Genomic DNA, 17,024 nt, shown 5'->3' on the forward strand with positions numbered 1-17,024 from the left:
TTCCTACAACTACAACAAGGAGAGTCGTTACATGAGCATCCTGCCAGGCCTGAATTTCTTCCTTGGCGAGGAAATCGACATGCTGCGCGACGCGGTCGCCGGCTTCGCTGCCAAGGAAATCGCCCCGCGCGCCGCCGAGGCCGACCGCACCGACCAGTTTCCCATGGACCTGTGGCGCAAGTTCGGCGACATGGGCCTGCTCGGCCTGACCGTCAGCGAAGAGTACGGCGGCGCCGGCATGGGCTACCTGGCCCATATGGTCGCCATGGAGGAAATCTCCCGCGCCGCCGGTGGCATCGGCCTGTCCTACGGCGCCCATTCCAACCTCTGCGTGAACCAGATCAACCGCAACGGCAGCGACGAACAGAAGCGCCGTTTCCTGCCCAAGCTGATCAGCGGCGAGCATATCGGCGCCCTGGCGATGAGCGAGCCCAACGCCGGCTCCGACGTGGTGTCGATGAAGCTGCGCGCCGACCGCAAGGGCGACCATTTCGTGCTCAACGGCAGCAAGATGTGGATCACCAACGGCCCGGACTGCGACGTGCTGGTGGTCTACGCCAAGACCGATCCGGCAGCCGGCGCCAAGGGCATGACCGCCTTCATTGTCGAGAAGGGCAGCCGGGGCTTCTCCGTGGCGCAGAAGCTCGACAAGCTCGGCATGCGCGGCTCGCACACCGGCGAGCTGGTGTTCCAGAACGTCGAGGTGCCGGCCGAGAACGTGCTGGGCGGCGTTGGCGAGGGCGCGCGGGTGCTGATGAGTGGCCTGGATTACGAACGCGCCGTGCTCTCCGGCGGGCCGCTGGGGCTGATGCAGGCGGCGATGGACGTGGTGGTGCCCTATATTCACGATCGCAAGCAGTTCGGCCAGAGCATCGGCGAGTTCCAGCTGATCCAGGGCAAGCTCGCCGACATGTACACCACCCAGCAGGCCTGCCGCGCCTACCTCTACGCGGTAGGCAAGCAGCTCGACGCGCTGGGCAGCGAGCACGTGCGCCAGGTGCGCAAGGACTGCGCCGGGGTGATTCTCTACGCCGCCGAAAAAGCCACCTGGCTGGCCGGCGAGGCGATCCAGATCCTTGGTGGCAACGGCTACATCAACGAATTCCCGGTCGGGCGGCTGTGGCGTGACGCCAAGCTCTACGAGATCGGCGCCGGCACCAGCGAGATCCGCCGCATGCTGATCGGCCGCGAGCTGTTCAACGAAACGGCTTGATCTGAGCCCCTGGTTTTCATGGTTCAGGACAGGTTTAAAAACGCCGGTAATTTTTAAATCTGTCCGTCAGTTGGAGCCTTGCCATGGCCACACTGCACACGCAATTGAATACCCGTTCCCCCGAATACGCTGCCAACCGCGACGCGATGCGCGCCCAGGTCGAGGAGCTGCGCACCTTGCTGGCGCGCACCCGCGAAGGCGGTGGTGCCAAGGCCCAGGCGCGACATACAGGCAAGGGCAAGCTGCTGCCGCGCGAGCGCATCGACCGGCTGCTCGACCCGGGCTCGCCGTTTCTGGAAGTCGGCGCGCTGGCCGCCTACCAGGTGTATGACGAAGAGGTCGCTGCCGCCGGAGTGATCGCTGGCATCGGCCGTATCGAAGGCGTCGAGTGCATGGTCATCGCCAACGACGCCACGGTAAAGGGCGGCAGCTATTACCCGCTGACCGTCAAGAAGCACCTGCGCGCCCAGGCCATCGCCTGGGAAAACCGCCTGCCGTGCGTTTATCTGGTGGACTCCGGCGGCGCCAACCTGCCGCGTCAGGACGAGGTATTCCCGGACCGCGAGCACTTCGGACGGATTTTCTTCAACCAGGCCAACATGAGCGCTCAGGGCATCGCCCAGATCGCCGTGGTGATGGGCTCCTGCACCGCCGGCGGCGCCTATGTGCCGGCGATGAGCGACGAGACCATCATGGTGCGCGAGCAGGCGACCATCTTTCTCGCCGGGCCACCGCTGGTCAAAGCCGCCACCGGCGAGGTGGTCAGCGCCGAGGAGCTGGGTGGCGCCGATGTGCACTGCAAGACCAGCGGCGTGGCCGACCATTACGCCGAGAACGACGAGCACGCCCTGGCCCTGGCCCGGCGCTGCGTGGCCAATCTCAACTGGCGCAAGCTCGGCCAGCTGCAAGCGCGCACGCCAATCGCCCCGCGCTATGCCGCCGACGAGCTGTACGGGGTGATTCCCGCCGATGCCAAGCAGCCGTTCGATGTGCGCGAGGTGATCGCCCGGATCGTCGACGACTCGCAGCTCGATGAATTCAAGGCACTGTTCGGCACCACCCTGGTGTGCGGCTTCGCCCATCTGCACGGTTACCCGATCGCCATTCTGGCCAACAACGGCATCCTGTTCGCCGAGGCGGCGCAGAAGGGCGCGCACTTTATCGAACTGGCCTGCCAGCGCGGCATCCCGTTGCTGTTCCTGCAGAACATCACCGGCTTCATGGTCGGCAAGAAATACGAGGAGGGCGGCATCGCCAAGCACGGCGCCAAACTGGTGACCGCGGTGGCCTGCGCCCGGGTGCCGAAGTTCACGGTGATCATCGGCGGCAGCTTCGGTGCCGGTAACTACGGCATGTGCGGTCGCGCCTACGACCCACGCTTCCTGTGGATGTGGCCCAACGCGCGGATCGGTGTGATGGGCGCCCAGCAGGCCGCGGGCGTGCTGGTACAGGTCAAGCACGAGCAGGCGCAGCGCGCCGGCCAGGTATTTTCCGCCGAAGACGAACAGCGCCTCAAGCAGCCCATCGTCGAGCAGTACGAACGCCAGGCCCATGCCTTCTATTCCAGCGCACGGCTGTGGGACGACGGGGTGATCGACCCGGCGCAGACCCGCGACGTGCTGGCCCTGGCGATTTCCGCCAGCCTCAATGCACCCATCGAGCCGACACGCTTCGGCGTGTTCCGCATGTAGCGAGGACAGACCGATGACCGACTTCAGCACCATCGAACTGCAGCTTGATCCGCGCGGCGTCGCCACCCTGTGGCTGAACCGCGCGGACAAGCACAACGCCTTCAACGCCGAGATGATCGAGGAGCTGATCCAGGCGCTACGTCAGGTAGCGGCCGATGACAGCACGCGTTTTCTAGTCCTGCGTGGGCGCGGCAAGCACTTCAGCGCTGGCGCAGACCTGGCCTGGATGCAGGCCTCGGCCAGGCTGGATTACGCCGCCAACCTGCGCGATGCCCACGAGCTGGGCGAATTGATGAGCCAGCTCTACCACCTGCCGTGCCCGACCCTCGCCGTGGTGCAGGGCGCCGCGTTCGGCGGTGCGGTGGGGCTGACCGCCTGTTGCGACATCGCCATTGGCGCCAGTGATGCGCTGTTCAGCCTCTCCGAAGTGCGCATCGGCCTGGCGCCGGCGGTGATCAGCCCCTACGTGGTGCGGGCCATCGGCGAGCGCGCGGCGCGCCGTTATGCCCTGAGCGCCGAGCGCTTCAACGGCGAGCGGGCGCGGGAACTGGGCCTGTTGGCCGAGTGCTATGCGCCAGGCGAGCTGGAGAGCGAGCTGGAACAGTGGATCACCACGCTGTTGCTCAACAGCCCCCAGGCCATGCGTGAGACCAAGGCGCTGTTGCACGGCGTCGGCAGTGGCGTATTGAACGACGCCCTGCGCCAGCGTACGGAGAGCGTGATCGCCGGCATCCGCATCAGTGAAGAAGGGCAGGAGGGCCTCGATGCCTTTCTGCAAAAACGTGCACCCGCCTGGCAGGCCCAGCCATGAAAACCATCACCACATTGCTGATCGCCAACCGTGGCGAAATCGCCTGCCGGGTCATGCGCACCGCCAAGGCCCTGGGGCTGACCACCGTGGCGGTGCACAGCGCCATCGACCACAGCGCCCGGCATGTACGCGAGGCGGACAGGGCCATCGATTTGGGCGGCGCCAAACCAGCCGACAGCTACCTGTTGATGGACAGGATCATCGAGGCCGCCCTGGCCAGCGGCGCCGAAGCCATCCACCCCGGCTACGGCTTTCTCTCCGAGAACGCCACCTTCGCCCGCAAGCTCGAAGCCGCCGGGCTGATCTTTCTCGGCCCGCCGGCCAGCGCCATCGATGCCATGGGCAGCAAGTCGGCGGCCAAGGCGCTGATGGAAGAGGCCGGCGTGCCGCTGGTGCCCGGTTACCACGGCGAGGCCCAGGATCTGCAAACCTTCCGGGAGGCGGCCGAGCAGATCGGCTACCCGGTGCTGCTCAAGGCCACGGCGGGCGGCGGCGGCAAGGGCATGAAGATCGTCGAGCGTGAGGCCGATCTGGCCGACGCCCTGGCCTCCGCGCAGCGCGAAGCGCAGTCGGCGTTCGGTGACGGGCGCATGCTGGTGGAGAAATACGTGCTGCAGCCACGCCACGTGGAGATCCAGGTGTTTGCCGATCAGCATGGCAACTGCCTGTACCTCAACGAGCGCGATTGCTCGATTCAGCGCCGCCACCAGAAGGTGGTCGAGGAGGCGCCCGCGCCGGGTCTGTCGCCTCAGCTGCGCCGGGCCATGGGCGAGGCCGCGGTGCGTGCCGCCCAGGCCATCGGCTATGTGGGCGCCGGCACCGTGGAATTTCTGCTCGATGCCCGCGGCGAGTTCTTCTTTATGGAGATGAATACCCGTTTGCAGGTCGAGCACCCGGTGACCGAGGCGATCACCGGCCTCGACCTGGTCGCCTGGCAGATCCGCGTGGCCCGTGGCGAGCCGCTGCCGATCCGCCAGGAGCAGGTGCCGCTCAATGGCCATGCCATCGAAGTGCGCCTGTATGCCGAAGACCCGGAAGGCGGCTTTCTGCCGGCCAGCGGGCATCTCGACCTGTATCGAGAGCCTGCGGTGGGGCCAGGGCGACGGGTCGACAGCGGCGTGGAGCAGGGCGATGAGGTATCGCCGTTCTATGATCCGATGCTGGCCAAGCTGATCGCCAGGGGAGAGAACCGCGAGGAGGCGCGCCAACGGCTGCTGGCCATGCTGGCCGAGACCCTGGTTGGCGGCTTCAAGACCAACCTGGCGTTCCTGCAGCGCATCCTCGCCCACCCGGCGTTCGCCGCCGCCGAGTTGGACACCGGCTTTATCGAGCGGCACCAGGCGCAAGTGCTGCCGCCTGCGCAGCCATTGCCGGATGCCTTCTGGCAGCAGGCTGGCGCGGCCCTGCTGGCAACTGACATCGACCGCCAGCGGGCCGACGATCCGCACTCGCCCTGGGCAGCGCGTGATGCCTGGCGCAGCGTCTTGCCAGCCGCTACACCGATGACCCTGAGTTGCGGCGAGGTCACCCGCCGCTTGGAAATAGAACCAGCGACCGCCACGCCGAAAAACGCGCTGCGTGAAGGCGACACCCTGTATCTGCGCTGGGGCGTGGAGTGGCTGGCCGTGCGCCGTTTCGATCCGCTTGCCGCCGCCGACGCGAGCAATGCCCACGGCGGCGGGCTTACCGCGCCCATGAACGGCAGCATCGTGCGCGTGCTGGTGGCAGCGGGGCAGCAGGTCGAGGCGGGCGCTGCCCTGGTGGTGCTGGAGGCCATGAAGATGGAGCACAGCATTCGTGCGCCCCAGGCTGGCACCATCAAGACCATCTACTGCGCCGAGGGCGAGCTGATCGGCGAAGGCACGGTGCTGGTCGAACTGGAGGGGCAGCCATGAGCCTGCCCAGCCATGTGCGCCTGGTGGAGGTCGGCCCCCGTGATGGCCTGCAGAACGAGAAGCAGCCGATCGGCGTGGCCGACAAGGTACGCCTGGTCGACGACCTGAGCGCCGCCGGGTTGGGCTATATAGAAGTCGGCAGTTTCGTGTCGCCCAAATGGGTACCGCAGATGGCCGGCAGCGCCGAGGTGTTCGGCAGCATCGCCCAGCGCCCCGGCGTTACCTATGCGGCGCTGACGCCCAATCTGCAGGGCCTGCAGGCCGCGCTGCAGGCCGGTGTACGCGAGGTGGCGGTGTTCGCCGCGGCGTCCGAGGCCTTCTCGCAGCGCAACATCAATTGTTCCATCGCCGAGAGCCTGAAGCGCTTCGAACCGGTGATGGACGCGGCTCGGCAGCATGGCGTGCAGGTGCGCGGCTATGTGTCCTGCGTGCTCGGTTGCCCGTACGAGGGCGCCATCGCCGCCGAACAGGTGGTGGCGGTCGCGGGCGAGTTGCAGGCCATGGGCTGTTACGAGGTATCCCTGGGCGACACCATCGGCGTGGGCACCGCGGCTGGTGTGCGGCGGTTGTTCGAGGTGGTGGGCCGGCGAGTACCGCGTGATCGCCTGGCCGGGCATTTTCACGACACTTACGGACAGGCCTTGGTCAACATCTATGCCAGCCTCCTGGAAGGCATCGCGGTATTCGACGCATCGGTGGCCGGGCTTGGTGGCTGCCCCTACGCCGAGGGGGCGACCGGCAACGTGGCCAGCGAGGACGTGCTCTATCTGCTGCAGGGGCTCGGCATCGAGACCGGGGTGGATTTGCCGCGGCTGATCGAGGCGGGGCAGCGCATCAGCCGCGTGCTCGGCCGGGAGTCCGCCTCACGGGTCGCCCGGGCGCGTTCCCAGGCAGGCCGTCAGTGAACTTCTGCGAGCAGAAAAACTCTTACCGGCTAGTCAGTTACGTCGCTGTTTCGCGAGATCGGCGCGGCGTGCTGAACGATCAGGTTGGCTTCGATGCCGCCGCTCGCCACTTCTCGCAGAGCGCGTGTGATCTGCCTGGATAAATCCAGGCGCCGCGGCTTGCGTTGACACACTCACACACCCTAAGCTCGCGCCTTCACTCGATAGCCCTAGGGCGCAGCGGACAAGGAATCAGCATGAAACAGCATCGTTTGGCAGCAGCGATCGCCCTGGTGGGCCTGGTGCTCGCCGGTTGTGATTCGCAAACCAGCGACGTAAAACTGGAAACTCCGGCGCAGAAGGCGTCCTACGGTATCGGTCTGAACATGGGCAAGAGCCTGGCTCAGGAAGGCATGGACGACCTGGATCCGAACGCCGTTGCCCAAGGCATCGAAGACGCCATCGGCAAGAAAGAACAGCGCCTGAAGGACGAAGAGCTGATCGAGGCTTTCGCCTCTCTGCAGAAGCGTGCCGAAGAGCGCATGACCAAGATGAACGAAGAAGCCGCTACCGCCGGCAAGAAATTCCTCGAAGAGAACGGCAAGCGTGACGGCGTCACCACCACCGCTTCGGGCCTGCAGTACGAAGTGGTCAAGAAGGCCGACGGCCCGCAGCCCAAGGCTGACGACGTGGTCACCGTGCACTATGAAGGCAAGCTCACCGACGGCACCGTGTTCGACAGCTCCATCGAGCGCGGCACCCCGATCGACCTGCCGGTTGGCGGCGTGATCCCGGGTTGGGTCGAAGGCCTGCAACTGATGCACGTGGGCGAGAAGGTCAAGCTGTACATTCCGGCCGAGCTGGCCTACGGCGCCCAGAGCCCGAGCCCGGCCATTCCGGCCAACTCGGTATTGGTGTTCGACCTCGAGCTGCTGGGCATCAAGGACCAGAACGCTGCCGAGCAAGCTGCTCCCGAGGCCGCTCCGGCCCAGTAAGCGTCAGTTGCCTGGAACAACGCCCCGCCTGTCGGGGCGTTGTCGTTTGTGGGCGTTCCTAACCGCAAAAAACGCCGATTACAAGCCTTGACAGGGCGGTTATGCACACTGCGACAAAGCTTCCTATTCAGTTGGTCAGTTTTTTTACGAAATCTTTTGATTTTTTTAACTGATTGATTTAGCAAGGTTTTATCGGCTGGATAAAAAATGTCCGATCTGTGGCGAGGCCGCATCACAGGGGGCTTTGGTAAGCTAATCCCATAACTGTTCACAAGGTTATCCACAGCTATGGTGGATAACCATAGACAGCCCAGCAGCCGTGCGGGCTGACGAGGAGTGGTCATGAAAGCACCGTGGAATTTTGCCCGTTACCTGCCCATCGCGCAGCGCTTCCTCAAGCGCGGCCGTCTGCCGGCATTGCTGCTGGCCGTGACCCGTAAAAGCGGCGGTGGCGCGCGCAGCCTGTCGTCGTTGAAAGCCGACCTGGGCCTGCTGCAGGAACTGTGCGTGGCCTGGTGGCGGGGCAGCTACCGGGCGATCAACCCCCAGGCCCTGGTGGCGATCGTCGCTGGCCTGATCTACTTCGTGTCGCCGCTCGATGCGCTTCCCGATTTCATTCCCGGCCTCGGCCTGGTCGATGACCTGGCGGTACTGGCCTGGGTGATGAAGACCTGGGGCGGCGAGCTGGACGCGTTCCGCACCTGGCGCGACGCCCAGGATCGGGAAACCCGCGAGGCCATCGCCAAGCTGCCGGTGGCCGAACGGGTAACCTGAGCGAAGCGGGGTGTCAGGCGGCGAAGCCGCCGTCCAGGGTCAGCGCAGCCCCGGTGACCAGGCCCGCTTCGCTGCCGGCGAGCCAGGCCACCATGGCAGCGATCTCGTCGCTGCGGGCATGGCGCTTGATCGCCATGAAACTGTGCATCAACTCGTTCAGCGGGCCGTCGGCAGGGTTCATGTCGGTGTCGGTCGGGCCCGGCTGCACCACGTTGACGGTAATGCCGCGGGGACCGAGGTCGCGGGCCAGGCCCTTGGCCATGCCGGTCAGCGCGGCCTTGCTGGCGGCATAGGCGGCGACACCCGGCATCGCCGCACGGTCGGCGATGTTCGAGCCGATGAAGATGATCCGCCCGCCGTCCGGCATCCGCCGTGCGGCGCTGACCGCCGCGTGGTACGGGGCGTTGATGTTGATGGCGAACAATCTGTCGATGGCATCGGCCGCCAGTTCCAGCGGGTCGCCGGCGATGAACAGGCCGGCGTTGACCACCAGCACGTCGAGGGCACCCAGGCGTTCGATGGCCGAGCTCAGCGCCTCGCGCTCGGCGCTGTCCAGCTGCAGGGCGGTACTCCCGGTTTGCTCGGCGAGTTCGAGGGCCGATGCGGCCGAGCTGGCATAGGTGAAGGTGACCTGGGCGCCCTCGCCGGCGAAACGGCGCACGATGGCGGCGCCGATGCCGCGGCTGCCGCCGAGGACGAGAACGGATGGGCGAGTCGAGCGGGGCATGGGGGTGTCTCCTGTGTGAAGGTTCGGGTCAATGGCCGGCGACCAGTACGTCGCTGCGCCGCTGGCCGGCAGGAAAGCCGTGCTGGCTGGCCGCCGAGGCGATCCACAGGGCGATCAGCAGCAGCGCCAGCATTGCCCAGGGGAATAGGCCGACGCCGAACTGGCCGAGCAGCAGGCCGCCAGCGAGGCCTGCGGCGGCGATGGCGCTGTTCCAGACCACCACGTTTAACGACATGGCCACGTCGGCACCGGAGCCGGCAGCATCGGCCAGGGCGGTCTGCAACAGCGTGGCGGCGCCGCCAAAGGTCAGCCCCCAGACGAACACGCCGAGGTACAACACGGCAGCCGATTCGGCGTACAGGCCGAACAGCAGGGCGACCAGAGCAAAGGTGGCGAGGCTGGTGAGCACTGCCTGGCGCAGATGGCGGTCGACCAGCCGGCCGGTGATCCAGATGCCGATCAGCGCGGCGACGCCGAAGGCCAGCAGCACGACATCCACCTGGCTGGCCAGCCCGGCTGGGGCGATAAAGGGCGCGATGTAGGTGTAGAGCATGTTGTGGGCGAGCATCCAGGTCAGCACCACGGCCAGCACCGGGCGCACGCCGGGTGTCAGCAATACCCTGCGCAGGGGCACCCGCTGGGTACGCGCCTGGCCGGGGTAGTCGGGCACCTTGGCCAATACCCAGACGATCAGCACGATGCTCAGCAGCGACATCAGGCCGAATGCGCTGCGCCAGCCCACCACGCCGCCGAGCCAGGTGCCGATGGGCACGCCAAGGGACAAGGCGATGGGCGTACCGACCATGGCCAGCGCCAGGGCGCGACCTTGCTGGTGCGGGGCGACCATGCGCCGGGCGTAGCCGGCGATCAGACTCCAGGCCAGCCCTGCCGCCATGCCGGCGAAAAAGCGTGCGACCAGCGTCAGCACGTAGTCGGACGACCAGGCAGTGATCGAGTTGAACAGCAGAAAGCCGACGATCGCCAGCAACAGCACGTTGCGTCGCCGCCAGCCCTGGGTGGCGATGGTCAGTGGAATGGCCGCCAGCAGCGAGCCCAGGGCGTAGAGGGTCACCAGCTGCCCGGCCAGGGCGGGCGACACGCCGAGACCGGCACTGATCTGCGGCAGCAGGCCCGCCGGCAGGGTTTCGGTGAGGATGCAGATAAAGCCGGTCATCGCCAGGGCGAGTAGGGCGGACACGGGGAGGGCGTCGGGTTTCGTAGCGGATGTCATGGCGGATCGCTCATATATGTATCGGTCGATACAAATGTAGGTCGATCGATACCTGGTGGTCAATGACTTTTGTATCGACTAGTATTTATGTCGTCAGGCAGGAGGATGCACATGGCACAGATGGGGCGCCCACGCACATTCGATCGGCAAGCGGCACTGGTGCAGGCGATGCACCTGTTCTGGGAGCACGGCTACGAAGCCACCTCCCTGAGCCAGCTCAAGGCCGCCATCGCTGGCGGCATTTCCGCGCCGAGTTTCTACGCCGCGTTCGGCTCCAAGGAGGCGCTCTACAACGAAGTCATGGCGCTTTACATGGCGACCCACGGGCGGGTAACCGAGAGCCTGTTCGACGATCAGCTACCGGCCCGCGAGGCCGTCGAGCTGGCGCTGCGGCGCTCGGCCAGGATGCAGTGTGAAGTCGGCCATCCGCGTGGCTGCATGGTGGCGCTCGGGGTGATCGGCGTGTGCACGCCGCCACAGGGGCTGACGCTGCCGGGTGAAAACCGCCAGCGCACGCGAGAGGGGATTCGGGCCTGCGTCGAGCGGGCAATCGCCGCCGGCGAGCTGGCCGGCGATACCGACGTCACGGCGCTGACCGCGGCGTTCGATAGCTTCCTGCTCGGGCTCTCGACCCTGGCGCGCGACGGCATCGAGCATGCCGCGATGGATAAGGCGGTCACTCAGGTCATGAAGCTCTGGGACGGCTGCCGCCGCTAGCTGCGACTCCCGAACTGCCAACACGGATCTGCTGCCAGCCCCTTACTCGATGGTGCGGTCTATGCGAGCGATTTCCCGTGCGGACAGTGCGCGCCAGTCATCCTCGGTAATGCCGTGCTCGTCGAACAGACCTTGCTTGGCATCCTCTAGGGACAGCCACAGGTGATCGCCTTGCGCCAAGCCGTTGGCGTAGTCGATGTAGCGGATTGCCAGATACACCACGTCGTCGTTCTCGCAAAGCAGCGCGAACAGCACGATCGCCGTTACGTCCGGGCGCTCGGGGCAGGGTTTGCGGCACTCGGCGAACAGGTAGTGGAGAGTTGGGAGGTCGCTCATGGGCAGCTTCATCGGGAGGAAGCCTGATCGTATCGCGAACGAGGCCTGGAAGGGCAGGCCCAGCCAATGGCTGGGCCGCCATGCGTTCAGTCGCGCTCGAGCAGCAGCGCCACACCCTGGCCGCCGCCGATGCACAGGGTCGCCAGGCCCTTTTTGGCATCACGCTTGAGCATCTCGTGGAGCAGGGTGACCAGCACCCGGCAGCCCGACGCGCCAATCGGGTGGCCAAGGGCGATGGCGCCGCCATTGACGTTGACCTTGCTGGCATCCCAACCCAGCTCCTTGCCCACCGACAGGGCCTGGGCGGCAAAGGCTTCGTTGGCTTCGATCAGGTCCAGCTCATCCAGCGTCCAGCCGGCCTTCTCCAGGCTACGGCGGGTGGCCGATACCGGGCCGATGCCCATGATCGCCGGGTCGACGCCGGCATTGGCATAGGCCTTGATACGCGCCAGCACCGGCAGGCCCAGCGCCTGGGCCTTGCCTGCGCTCATCAGCAGCACCGCGGCGGCGCCGTCGTTGAGGCTCGAGGCATTGCCGGCCGTCACGCTGCCTTCCTTCCTGAACGCCGGCTTGAGCTTGCCCAGGGTGTCGGCCGTGGTGCCGGCGCGGGGCTGCTCGTCGATGGCGAAGGCGACGGGCTCACCCTTGCGCTGGGAGATCAGGATCGGGGTGATTTCGTCGGCGAAACGGCCGGCTTCGATGGCGGCCATGGCCTTCTGCTGCGAAGCGGCGGCAAAGGCGTCCTGGTCTTCGCGGCTGATGGCGTACTTGTCCACCAGGTTCTCGGCGGTGATGCCCATGTGGTAGTCGTTGAAGGCGTCCCACAGGCCGTCGCTGATCATCGTATCGACCAGTTGCCCGTGGCCCATGCGCAGCCCGGTGCGCGCCTTGGGCAGCACGTAGGGCGCCAGGCTCATGTTCTCCATGCCGCCGGCGATGATCACCTCGGCATCGCCACAGCGGATCGCCTGGGCGCCCAGGTGCAGGGCCTTGAGGCCCGAGCCGCAGACCTTGTTGAGGGTCAGCGCCGGTACCCCATGGGGCAGGCCGGCCTTGATCGCCGCCTGGCGCGCGCTGTTCTGGCCGACGCCGGCGGTCAGCACGTGGCCGAGAATCACTTCGTCGACCTGCGCGCCGTCCAGGCCGGTCTGCTCGAGCAGGCGGCGAATCACCGCGGCGCCCAGCTCGGTGGCCGGCACGTCCGCCAGCGCCCCTTGAAAGCTGCCGATGGCGGTACGGGTGGCGGCGACGATGACGACTTCTTGCATGGCATTCTCCTGGCCGTGAGGGGCTATTGTTGTTGGCTGGGGTACGATCCTGACGCCGCCCCGGCCGCCATGCAAGTCCAGGCTTTTCGATCGATTGCATCGATAATGGCGTGTGCAACGGCGAATGTCGGGTAACGAGGCGGCGTGCTAGATTTCCGGCATCGCCAATCCCTCAGGAGCACTGTCATGCCTGAATCCCGAGCAACGGTCACCACCGAACAGGGGCAGCGCTGCCTGACCCGCCTGTGCCGGCACTGGAGCCACAAATTCCAGGTGAGCTTCGACGAGCAGCGTGGCGAGATCGTCTTCGACCCGGCGCGTCTTACCCTGACCCGTTTCGAAGGTGGCCTGACGGCGGTCATCGACGCGCCGGACGCCGCCACCCTCGATCGCCTCGAACCGGTGGTGGCCGACCACATGCAACGCATGGTGGCCGACCAAACCCTGCAGATCGACTGGCAACGCTGAGCACTGCCGAGAGCGGCGAACCTGCTGGTAGACTAGGCGGCTTTGAACGCCATCCAGGATCGTCAATGGATCGTCCCGTCTTTCGCCGCACCTTTCTTCACCCGCGGTTCTGGCCGCTGTGGGCCGGCCTCGGCCTGCTCTGGCTGACCGTGCAGTTGCCTTACGGTGCGCTGCTGCGCCTGGGCCGTGGCCTGGGCTGGCTGATGTATCACCTGGCCGGCTCGCGCCGGCGCATCGCCACGCGCAACCTGGAACTGTGCTTCCCGCACATGCCGGCAGACAAGCGCGAGCGTCTGCTCAAGGAGAATTTCGCTTCGACCGGCATCGCCTTCTTTGAGATGGCCATGAGCTGGTGGTGGCCGCGCCACAAGCTGGCGCGCCTGGCCCATATCGAGGGCATCGAGCACCTGCAGCAGGCTCAGGCACAGGGGCAGGGGGTGATTCTCATGGCCGTGCACTTCACCACCCTGGAGATCGGCGCCGCCTTGCTCGGCCAGGTGCACACCATCGACGGCATGTACCGCGAGCATGGCAACCCGGTGTTCGACTTCGTGCAGCGCCGCGGCCGTGAACGCCATAACCTGGACGCCACCGCCATCGAGCGCGAGGACGTGCGCGCGATGATCAAGGTGCTGCGCGCCGGCCGGGCGATCTGGTACGCGCCGGACCAGGACTACGGTCGCAAGCAGAGCCTGTTCGCGCCGCTGTTCGGCATCCAGGCGGCGACCGTCACGGCGACCACCAAGTTCGCGCGCCTGGGGCGTGCCATCGTGCTGCCGTTCACCCAGATGCGCCTGCCCGATGGTGGCGGCTATCGGTTGACCATCCACCCGCCGCTGACCGATTTCCCGGGTGAGAACGAAGAGGCCGATTGCCTGCGGGTCAACCAGTGGGTCGAGCAGGCCATCGTCACCTGCCCCGAGCAGTACCTGTGGGCGCACCGGCGCTTCAAGACCCGCCCGGAAGGCGAGCCTAAACTCTACTGACCCCCCGAAGCGGAATCGACCCATGAAGCAGGACGCTAGCGGCAACCCGGCCACCACCGGGCTCATCCTTTCCGGCGGTGGTGCACGGGCCGCGTATCAGGTCGGCGTGCTCTCGGCGATCGCCGAGTTGCTGCCCGAGGAGGGGGCGCACAATCCCTTTCCGGTCATCGTCGGCACCTCGGCCGGGGCCATCAACGCCGTCAGCCTGGCCTGTGGCGCGCTGCATTTTCGCGAGGCGGTCAAGCGCCTGAGCAGCGTGTGGCGCAGCTTCCATACCCACCAGGTGTACCGCAGCGACTGGCCCGGGGTGCTGCGCCAGGCCAGCCGCTTCATCGGCCACAGCATGCTCGGCCTCGGCAAGCAGGTGCCGGTGGCGCTGCTCGACAGCTCGCCGCTGGCAGCGTTGCTCGAGCGTGAACTGGATTTTTCCGGCATCGCCGCCGCGGTTCGCCATCGCCAGTTGCGCGCCGTGGCGGTGACCGCGTTCGGCTACGAGTCGGCCCAGGCGGTGACCTTCTACCAGGGCCGCGCCGCCATCGATCCCTGGTTCCGCCATCGCCGGGTCGGCGTGCCGACGCGCCTGGCGCTGCCGCACCTGCTGGCCAGCACGGCGATTCCGCTGATCTTCGAGCCGGTGAAGATCAACCGCGAGTACTTTGGCGACGGCGCGGTACGGCAGATGGCGCCGATCAGCCCGGCCCTGCACCTGGGCGCGACCAAGGTGCTGGTGGTGGGCGTCAGCGGCAACCCGGTCGGCAACCAGGGCGGCGGGGCGCCCGTGCCGGTGCCCGGCGGTGTGCAGCCGAGCCTGGCGCAGATTGCCGGACACATGCTCAACAGCACCTTTATCGACAACGTGGAAAGCGATATCGAGCTGCTCGAGCGCCTCAACCAGCTCGGCCGCCTGGTGCCCGCCGAACAGCGCAGCCGCACCTATGGGCTCACCCCGGTGGAGGTGCTGGTGATTTCGCCGAGCCAGCCGCTGGACGTGATCGCCGCGCGCCATCGCCGGGAGATGCCAGCGGCGCTGCGCCTGTTCCTGCGCGGCCCCGGCGCGACCCGCGACGGCGGCGGCGGGGTGCTCAGCTACCTGTTGTTCGAGCCGGGTTATTGCAGCGAGCTGATCGAGCTGGGCTATCAGGACGCCATCGCCAAGAAGGCGCAGATCCAGGCGTTTCTCGGGCTGACGCCTGCTGCTGTGGGCTGAGCCGTCGATCCTGGGTATCGCTGCGCTCAACCCAGGCTACCTATTGGCTTGCGCGCGTCTTCAGCCAAACCGCTCCAGCTGCATCTCTTGCAGGCGGCTCAGGGTGCGGCGGAAGGCGAAGGCCAGGTAGCCCTCGGTGTACAGTTCGTCCAGGGGCACCGCGGCTTCCAGGTACAGCGGCACGCGGCGGTCGTAGCACTCGTCCACCAGGGCGATAAAGCGCCGTACGGCATTGTCGTGAATCGACAGCGCCGGCAGCTGGCGGTCGCCGGCCACCACCCGCTCGGCGGCGTCTTCGGTGCCGCGGGCGATCCTGGCCGGGCGCTGCTGCGCACTGAGCGCCGGCACGTCGCCCAGCACGATGGCCTTGAAGCGATCACAGAGCAGGATGAACTCCCCGGTCGCCAGCGGTTGCTCGCAAAGCTGTGCGAAGCTGCAATGCAGTACCCCTTCGCTGTGGCTGTGCACCTCAATCTGGCGGTGGCCGACCTGCAGCGGCTGGTGGCTGACGGGCTCAGCCCGGCGCAGTGCTTCCAGCAGCCCGGGCAGGGCACTCTGCTGGCCGGCCTGGCGTAGCCAATAGCGCTGGCGCCGTTGGCCGGGGTGCTGGCGATGATCCTGGCTGCCGTCCACCGCCACCACCTGCATGTGCTGCAGCAGGGCGTCGATGGCAGGCAGGAAGCGCTCGCGGTTATGGCCGCCGGCGTACAACTGCTCCGGCGGCTGGTTGGAGGTGGCGACCAGCACCACGCCCTCGTCGAACAGCGAGCGGAACAGGCGCCCCAGCAGCATGGCGTCGCCGATATCGCTGACGAACAGCTCGTCGAAGCACAGCACGCGAATCTCCGCCGCCAGTTCCCGGGCCAGTACCTGCAGGGGCTCGGCGGTGCCGGTCAGTTCGAACAGGCGGCGGTGCACCCAGCCCATGAAGTGATGGAAATGCTGGCGCCGGGCGGGCACCTGCAGCGCCCCATGGAAACTGTCCATCAGCCAGGTCTTGCCGCGCCCGACCGGGCCCCAGAGATAGACGCCCTGGGGCAAGTCACCGCGCTGCAGGGCTTCGTAGCAGCGCTGCAGGTGTTCGACCGCATGCTGCTGGGCGGCATCACTGACGAAGCCCTGCTGTTCGACGGCCAGACGGTACGCCTCGAGCGGCGTGCGGGTGTGGATGTTCATGCCTCGGGCGCCTGGAAGATGGCTTCGATAGGGCGTTCGAACAGTCGAGCGATCTTGAAGGCCAACGGCAGGCTGGGATCATAGCGGCCGGTTTCGATGGCATTCACCGTCTGCCGGGAGACGCCCAGGCGTTCGCCCAGCTCGGCCTGGGACCAGCCGCGCTGGCTGCGCAACTCGCGTATCTGGTTGATCACCGGTAGCGCCTCCAGCTGAACCAGGACCCCAAGCCCCACAAGGTGCCCAGCACCGGCCAGACGAAGAACATCGACAGGCGCGGAAAGCCGGCGGTTTCCAGAAAACCGTAGCTGAAGGTGAGCAGTGCCGTACCGACGAAGGCGATGGCCAGGGCTTCCAGGTGAATGGTGCGGGCCAGTTCGTCCAGCTGGCGCACCTGGCGAATCACCGTGAGCGCCACGAGGATCATCGGCACGACGGGAATCAGTGCGCAAAGGGTACGCAACGAGCCATCGGGAAGGTTGGCGAGCAGCATACTGCTGACGACCACGGCGGCAACGTAGGCGATCATCGCCACGGCAAACTGAACGAGAAAGGGGCGGGTACGGGTCATGGTCATGGCTCGATATGGAAAGCGTGCTTTACATTGTCGCATCTGTCGTGCGTAGTCAAGCTTGCTTTACATTGGGG

Annotated in this window: 18 protein-coding genes; 11 read left to right on the forward strand and 7 right to left on the reverse strand. The window is 66.5% G+C overall.

All coding sequences use genetic code 11. The features are described 5' to 3' along the window. Window positions 1-31 precede the first annotated feature (31 nt). The 7 genes from K8U54_RS20795 to K8U54_RS20825 all read left to right on the forward strand — a co-directional run bounded on the left by K8U54_RS20795 (window position 32) and on the right by K8U54_RS20825 (window position 8,263). Entirely contained in the window at window positions 32-1,213 is a 1,182-nt protein-coding gene (locus K8U54_RS20795; RefSeq protein ID WP_249907583.1) for an isovaleryl-CoA dehydrogenase, read from the forward strand. A gap of 83 nt (window positions 1,214-1,296) precedes the next feature. Beyond that, on the forward strand, window positions 1,297-2,904 hold the full coding sequence (locus K8U54_RS20800) for a carboxyl transferase domain-containing protein (protein WP_249907584.1): 1,608 nt from the start codon (window positions 1,297-1,299) through the stop codon (window positions 2,902-2,904). 13 nt (window positions 2,905-2,917) lie between these two features. After that, window positions 2,918-3,715 carry a gamma-carboxygeranoyl-CoA hydratase gene (locus K8U54_RS20805; protein WP_249907585.1) on the forward strand — a complete coding sequence of 266 codons (798 nt, stop codon included), beginning with the start codon at window positions 2,918-2,920 and terminating at the stop codon, window positions 3,713-3,715. Beyond that, window positions 3,712-5,610: an acetyl/propionyl/methylcrotonyl-CoA carboxylase subunit alpha gene (locus tag K8U54_RS20810; RefSeq protein ID WP_249907586.1), complete on the forward strand. Its 1,899-nt coding sequence runs from the start codon at window positions 3,712-3,714 to the stop codon at window positions 5,608-5,610. Before K8U54_RS20805 ends, K8U54_RS20810 begins: the two co-directional genes overlap by 4 nt. Beyond that, complete coding sequence (locus tag K8U54_RS20815; protein WP_249907587.1) at window positions 5,607-6,515, forward strand: hydroxymethylglutaryl-CoA lyase; 909 nt, start codon at window positions 5,607-5,609, stop codon at window positions 6,513-6,515. Before K8U54_RS20810 ends, K8U54_RS20815 begins: the two co-directional genes overlap by 4 nt. Before the next feature lie 236 nt (window positions 6,516-6,751). Then, window positions 6,752-7,489, forward strand: a complete 738-nt coding sequence (locus tag K8U54_RS20820) for an FKBP-type peptidyl-prolyl cis-trans isomerase (RefSeq protein WP_249907588.1) — start codon at window positions 6,752-6,754, stop codon at window positions 7,487-7,489. A 342-nt stretch (window positions 7,490-7,831) separates the two neighbouring features. After that, a complete protein-coding gene (locus K8U54_RS20825) occupies window positions 7,832-8,263 on the forward strand; it encodes a YkvA family protein (RefSeq protein WP_249907589.1) in 432 nt (143 codons plus the stop codon). A gap of 13 nt (window positions 8,264-8,276) precedes the next feature. Here the strand turns inward: K8U54_RS20825 and bdcA are convergent, their stop codons facing one another. Both bdcA and K8U54_RS20835 read right to left on the reverse strand, forming a co-directional pair. After that, window positions 8,277-8,990, reverse strand: coding sequence for an SDR family oxidoreductase (gene bdcA, locus K8U54_RS20830; RefSeq protein WP_249907590.1), 714 nt, complete (start codon window positions 8,988-8,990; stop codon window positions 8,277-8,279). A 28-nt stretch (window positions 8,991-9,018) separates the two neighbouring features. Continuing rightward, window positions 9,019-10,221 carry an MFS transporter gene (locus K8U54_RS20835; RefSeq protein ID WP_249907591.1) on the reverse strand — a complete coding sequence of 401 codons (1,203 nt, stop codon included), beginning with the start codon at window positions 10,219-10,221 and terminating at the stop codon, window positions 9,019-9,021. 111 nt (window positions 10,222-10,332) lie between these two features. On the opposite strand from K8U54_RS20835, the gene K8U54_RS20840 reads away from it, so the two are divergent. After that, window positions 10,333-10,938 (forward strand): TetR/AcrR family transcriptional regulator, encoded by a 606-nt coding sequence (locus K8U54_RS20840; RefSeq protein WP_249907592.1) that lies wholly within the window; start codon window positions 10,333-10,335, stop codon window positions 10,936-10,938. 42 nt (window positions 10,939-10,980) lie between these two features. Here the strand turns inward: K8U54_RS20840 and K8U54_RS20845 are convergent, their stop codons facing one another. Both K8U54_RS20845 and K8U54_RS20850 read right to left on the reverse strand, forming a co-directional pair. Continuing rightward, complete coding sequence (locus tag K8U54_RS20845; protein WP_249907593.1) at window positions 10,981-11,274, reverse strand: hypothetical protein; 294 nt, start codon at window positions 11,272-11,274, stop codon at window positions 10,981-10,983. Window positions 11,275-11,360: 86 nt separating this feature from the next. Next, window positions 11,361-12,542 carry an acetyl-CoA C-acetyltransferase gene (locus K8U54_RS20850; protein WP_249907594.1) on the reverse strand — a complete coding sequence of 394 codons (1,182 nt, stop codon included), beginning with the start codon at window positions 12,540-12,542 and terminating at the stop codon, window positions 11,361-11,363. 186 nt (window positions 12,543-12,728) lie between these two features. Here K8U54_RS20850 and K8U54_RS20855 point away from each other — a divergent pair, with 186 nt between their 5' ends. From K8U54_RS20855 to K8U54_RS20865, 3 genes are all read left to right on the forward strand, one after another. Next, window positions 12,729-13,010 carry a DUF2218 domain-containing protein gene (locus tag K8U54_RS20855; protein WP_249907595.1) on the forward strand — a complete coding sequence of 94 codons (282 nt, stop codon included), beginning with the start codon at window positions 12,729-12,731 and terminating at the stop codon, window positions 13,008-13,010. Between the two features lie 65 nt (window positions 13,011-13,075). Continuing rightward, a complete protein-coding gene (locus tag K8U54_RS20860) occupies window positions 13,076-13,996 on the forward strand; it encodes a lipid A biosynthesis lauroyl acyltransferase (protein ID WP_249907596.1) in 921 nt (306 codons plus the stop codon). A 22-nt stretch (window positions 13,997-14,018) separates the two neighbouring features. Next, the gene (locus K8U54_RS20865; RefSeq protein WP_249907597.1) at window positions 14,019-15,203 is read left to right on the forward strand and encodes a patatin-like phospholipase family protein; all 1,185 of its coding nucleotides are present in this window, start codon (window positions 14,019-14,021) and stop codon (window positions 15,201-15,203) included. 60 nt (window positions 15,204-15,263) lie between these two features. Here K8U54_RS20865 and zapE read toward each other — a convergent pair whose 3' ends face one another. The 3 genes from zapE to K8U54_RS20880 are packed head-to-tail and all read right to left on the reverse strand — an operon-like array spanning window position 15,264 to window position 16,947. Continuing rightward, the gene (zapE, locus tag K8U54_RS20870; protein ID WP_249907598.1) at window positions 15,264-16,379 is read right to left on the reverse strand and encodes a cell division protein ZapE; all 1,116 of its coding nucleotides are present in this window, start codon (window positions 16,377-16,379) and stop codon (window positions 15,264-15,266) included. Then, window positions 16,376-16,573 (reverse strand): helix-turn-helix transcriptional regulator, encoded by a 198-nt coding sequence (locus tag K8U54_RS20875; RefSeq protein ID WP_249907599.1) that lies wholly within the window; start codon window positions 16,571-16,573, stop codon window positions 16,376-16,378. The genes zapE and K8U54_RS20875 overlap by 4 nt, the downstream gene beginning before the upstream one ends. Further along, entirely contained in the window at window positions 16,570-16,947 is a 378-nt protein-coding gene (locus K8U54_RS20880; RefSeq protein ID WP_249907600.1) for a hypothetical protein, read from the reverse strand. Before K8U54_RS20880 ends, K8U54_RS20875 begins: the two co-directional genes overlap by 4 nt. Window positions 16,948-17,024: the final 77 nt, after the last annotated feature.

This window comes from Pseudomonas fulva (assembly GCF_023517795.1).
In the GTDB taxonomy this organism is placed as follows: domain Bacteria; phylum Pseudomonadota; class Gammaproteobacteria; order Pseudomonadales; family Pseudomonadaceae; genus Aquipseudomonas; species Aquipseudomonas fulva_D.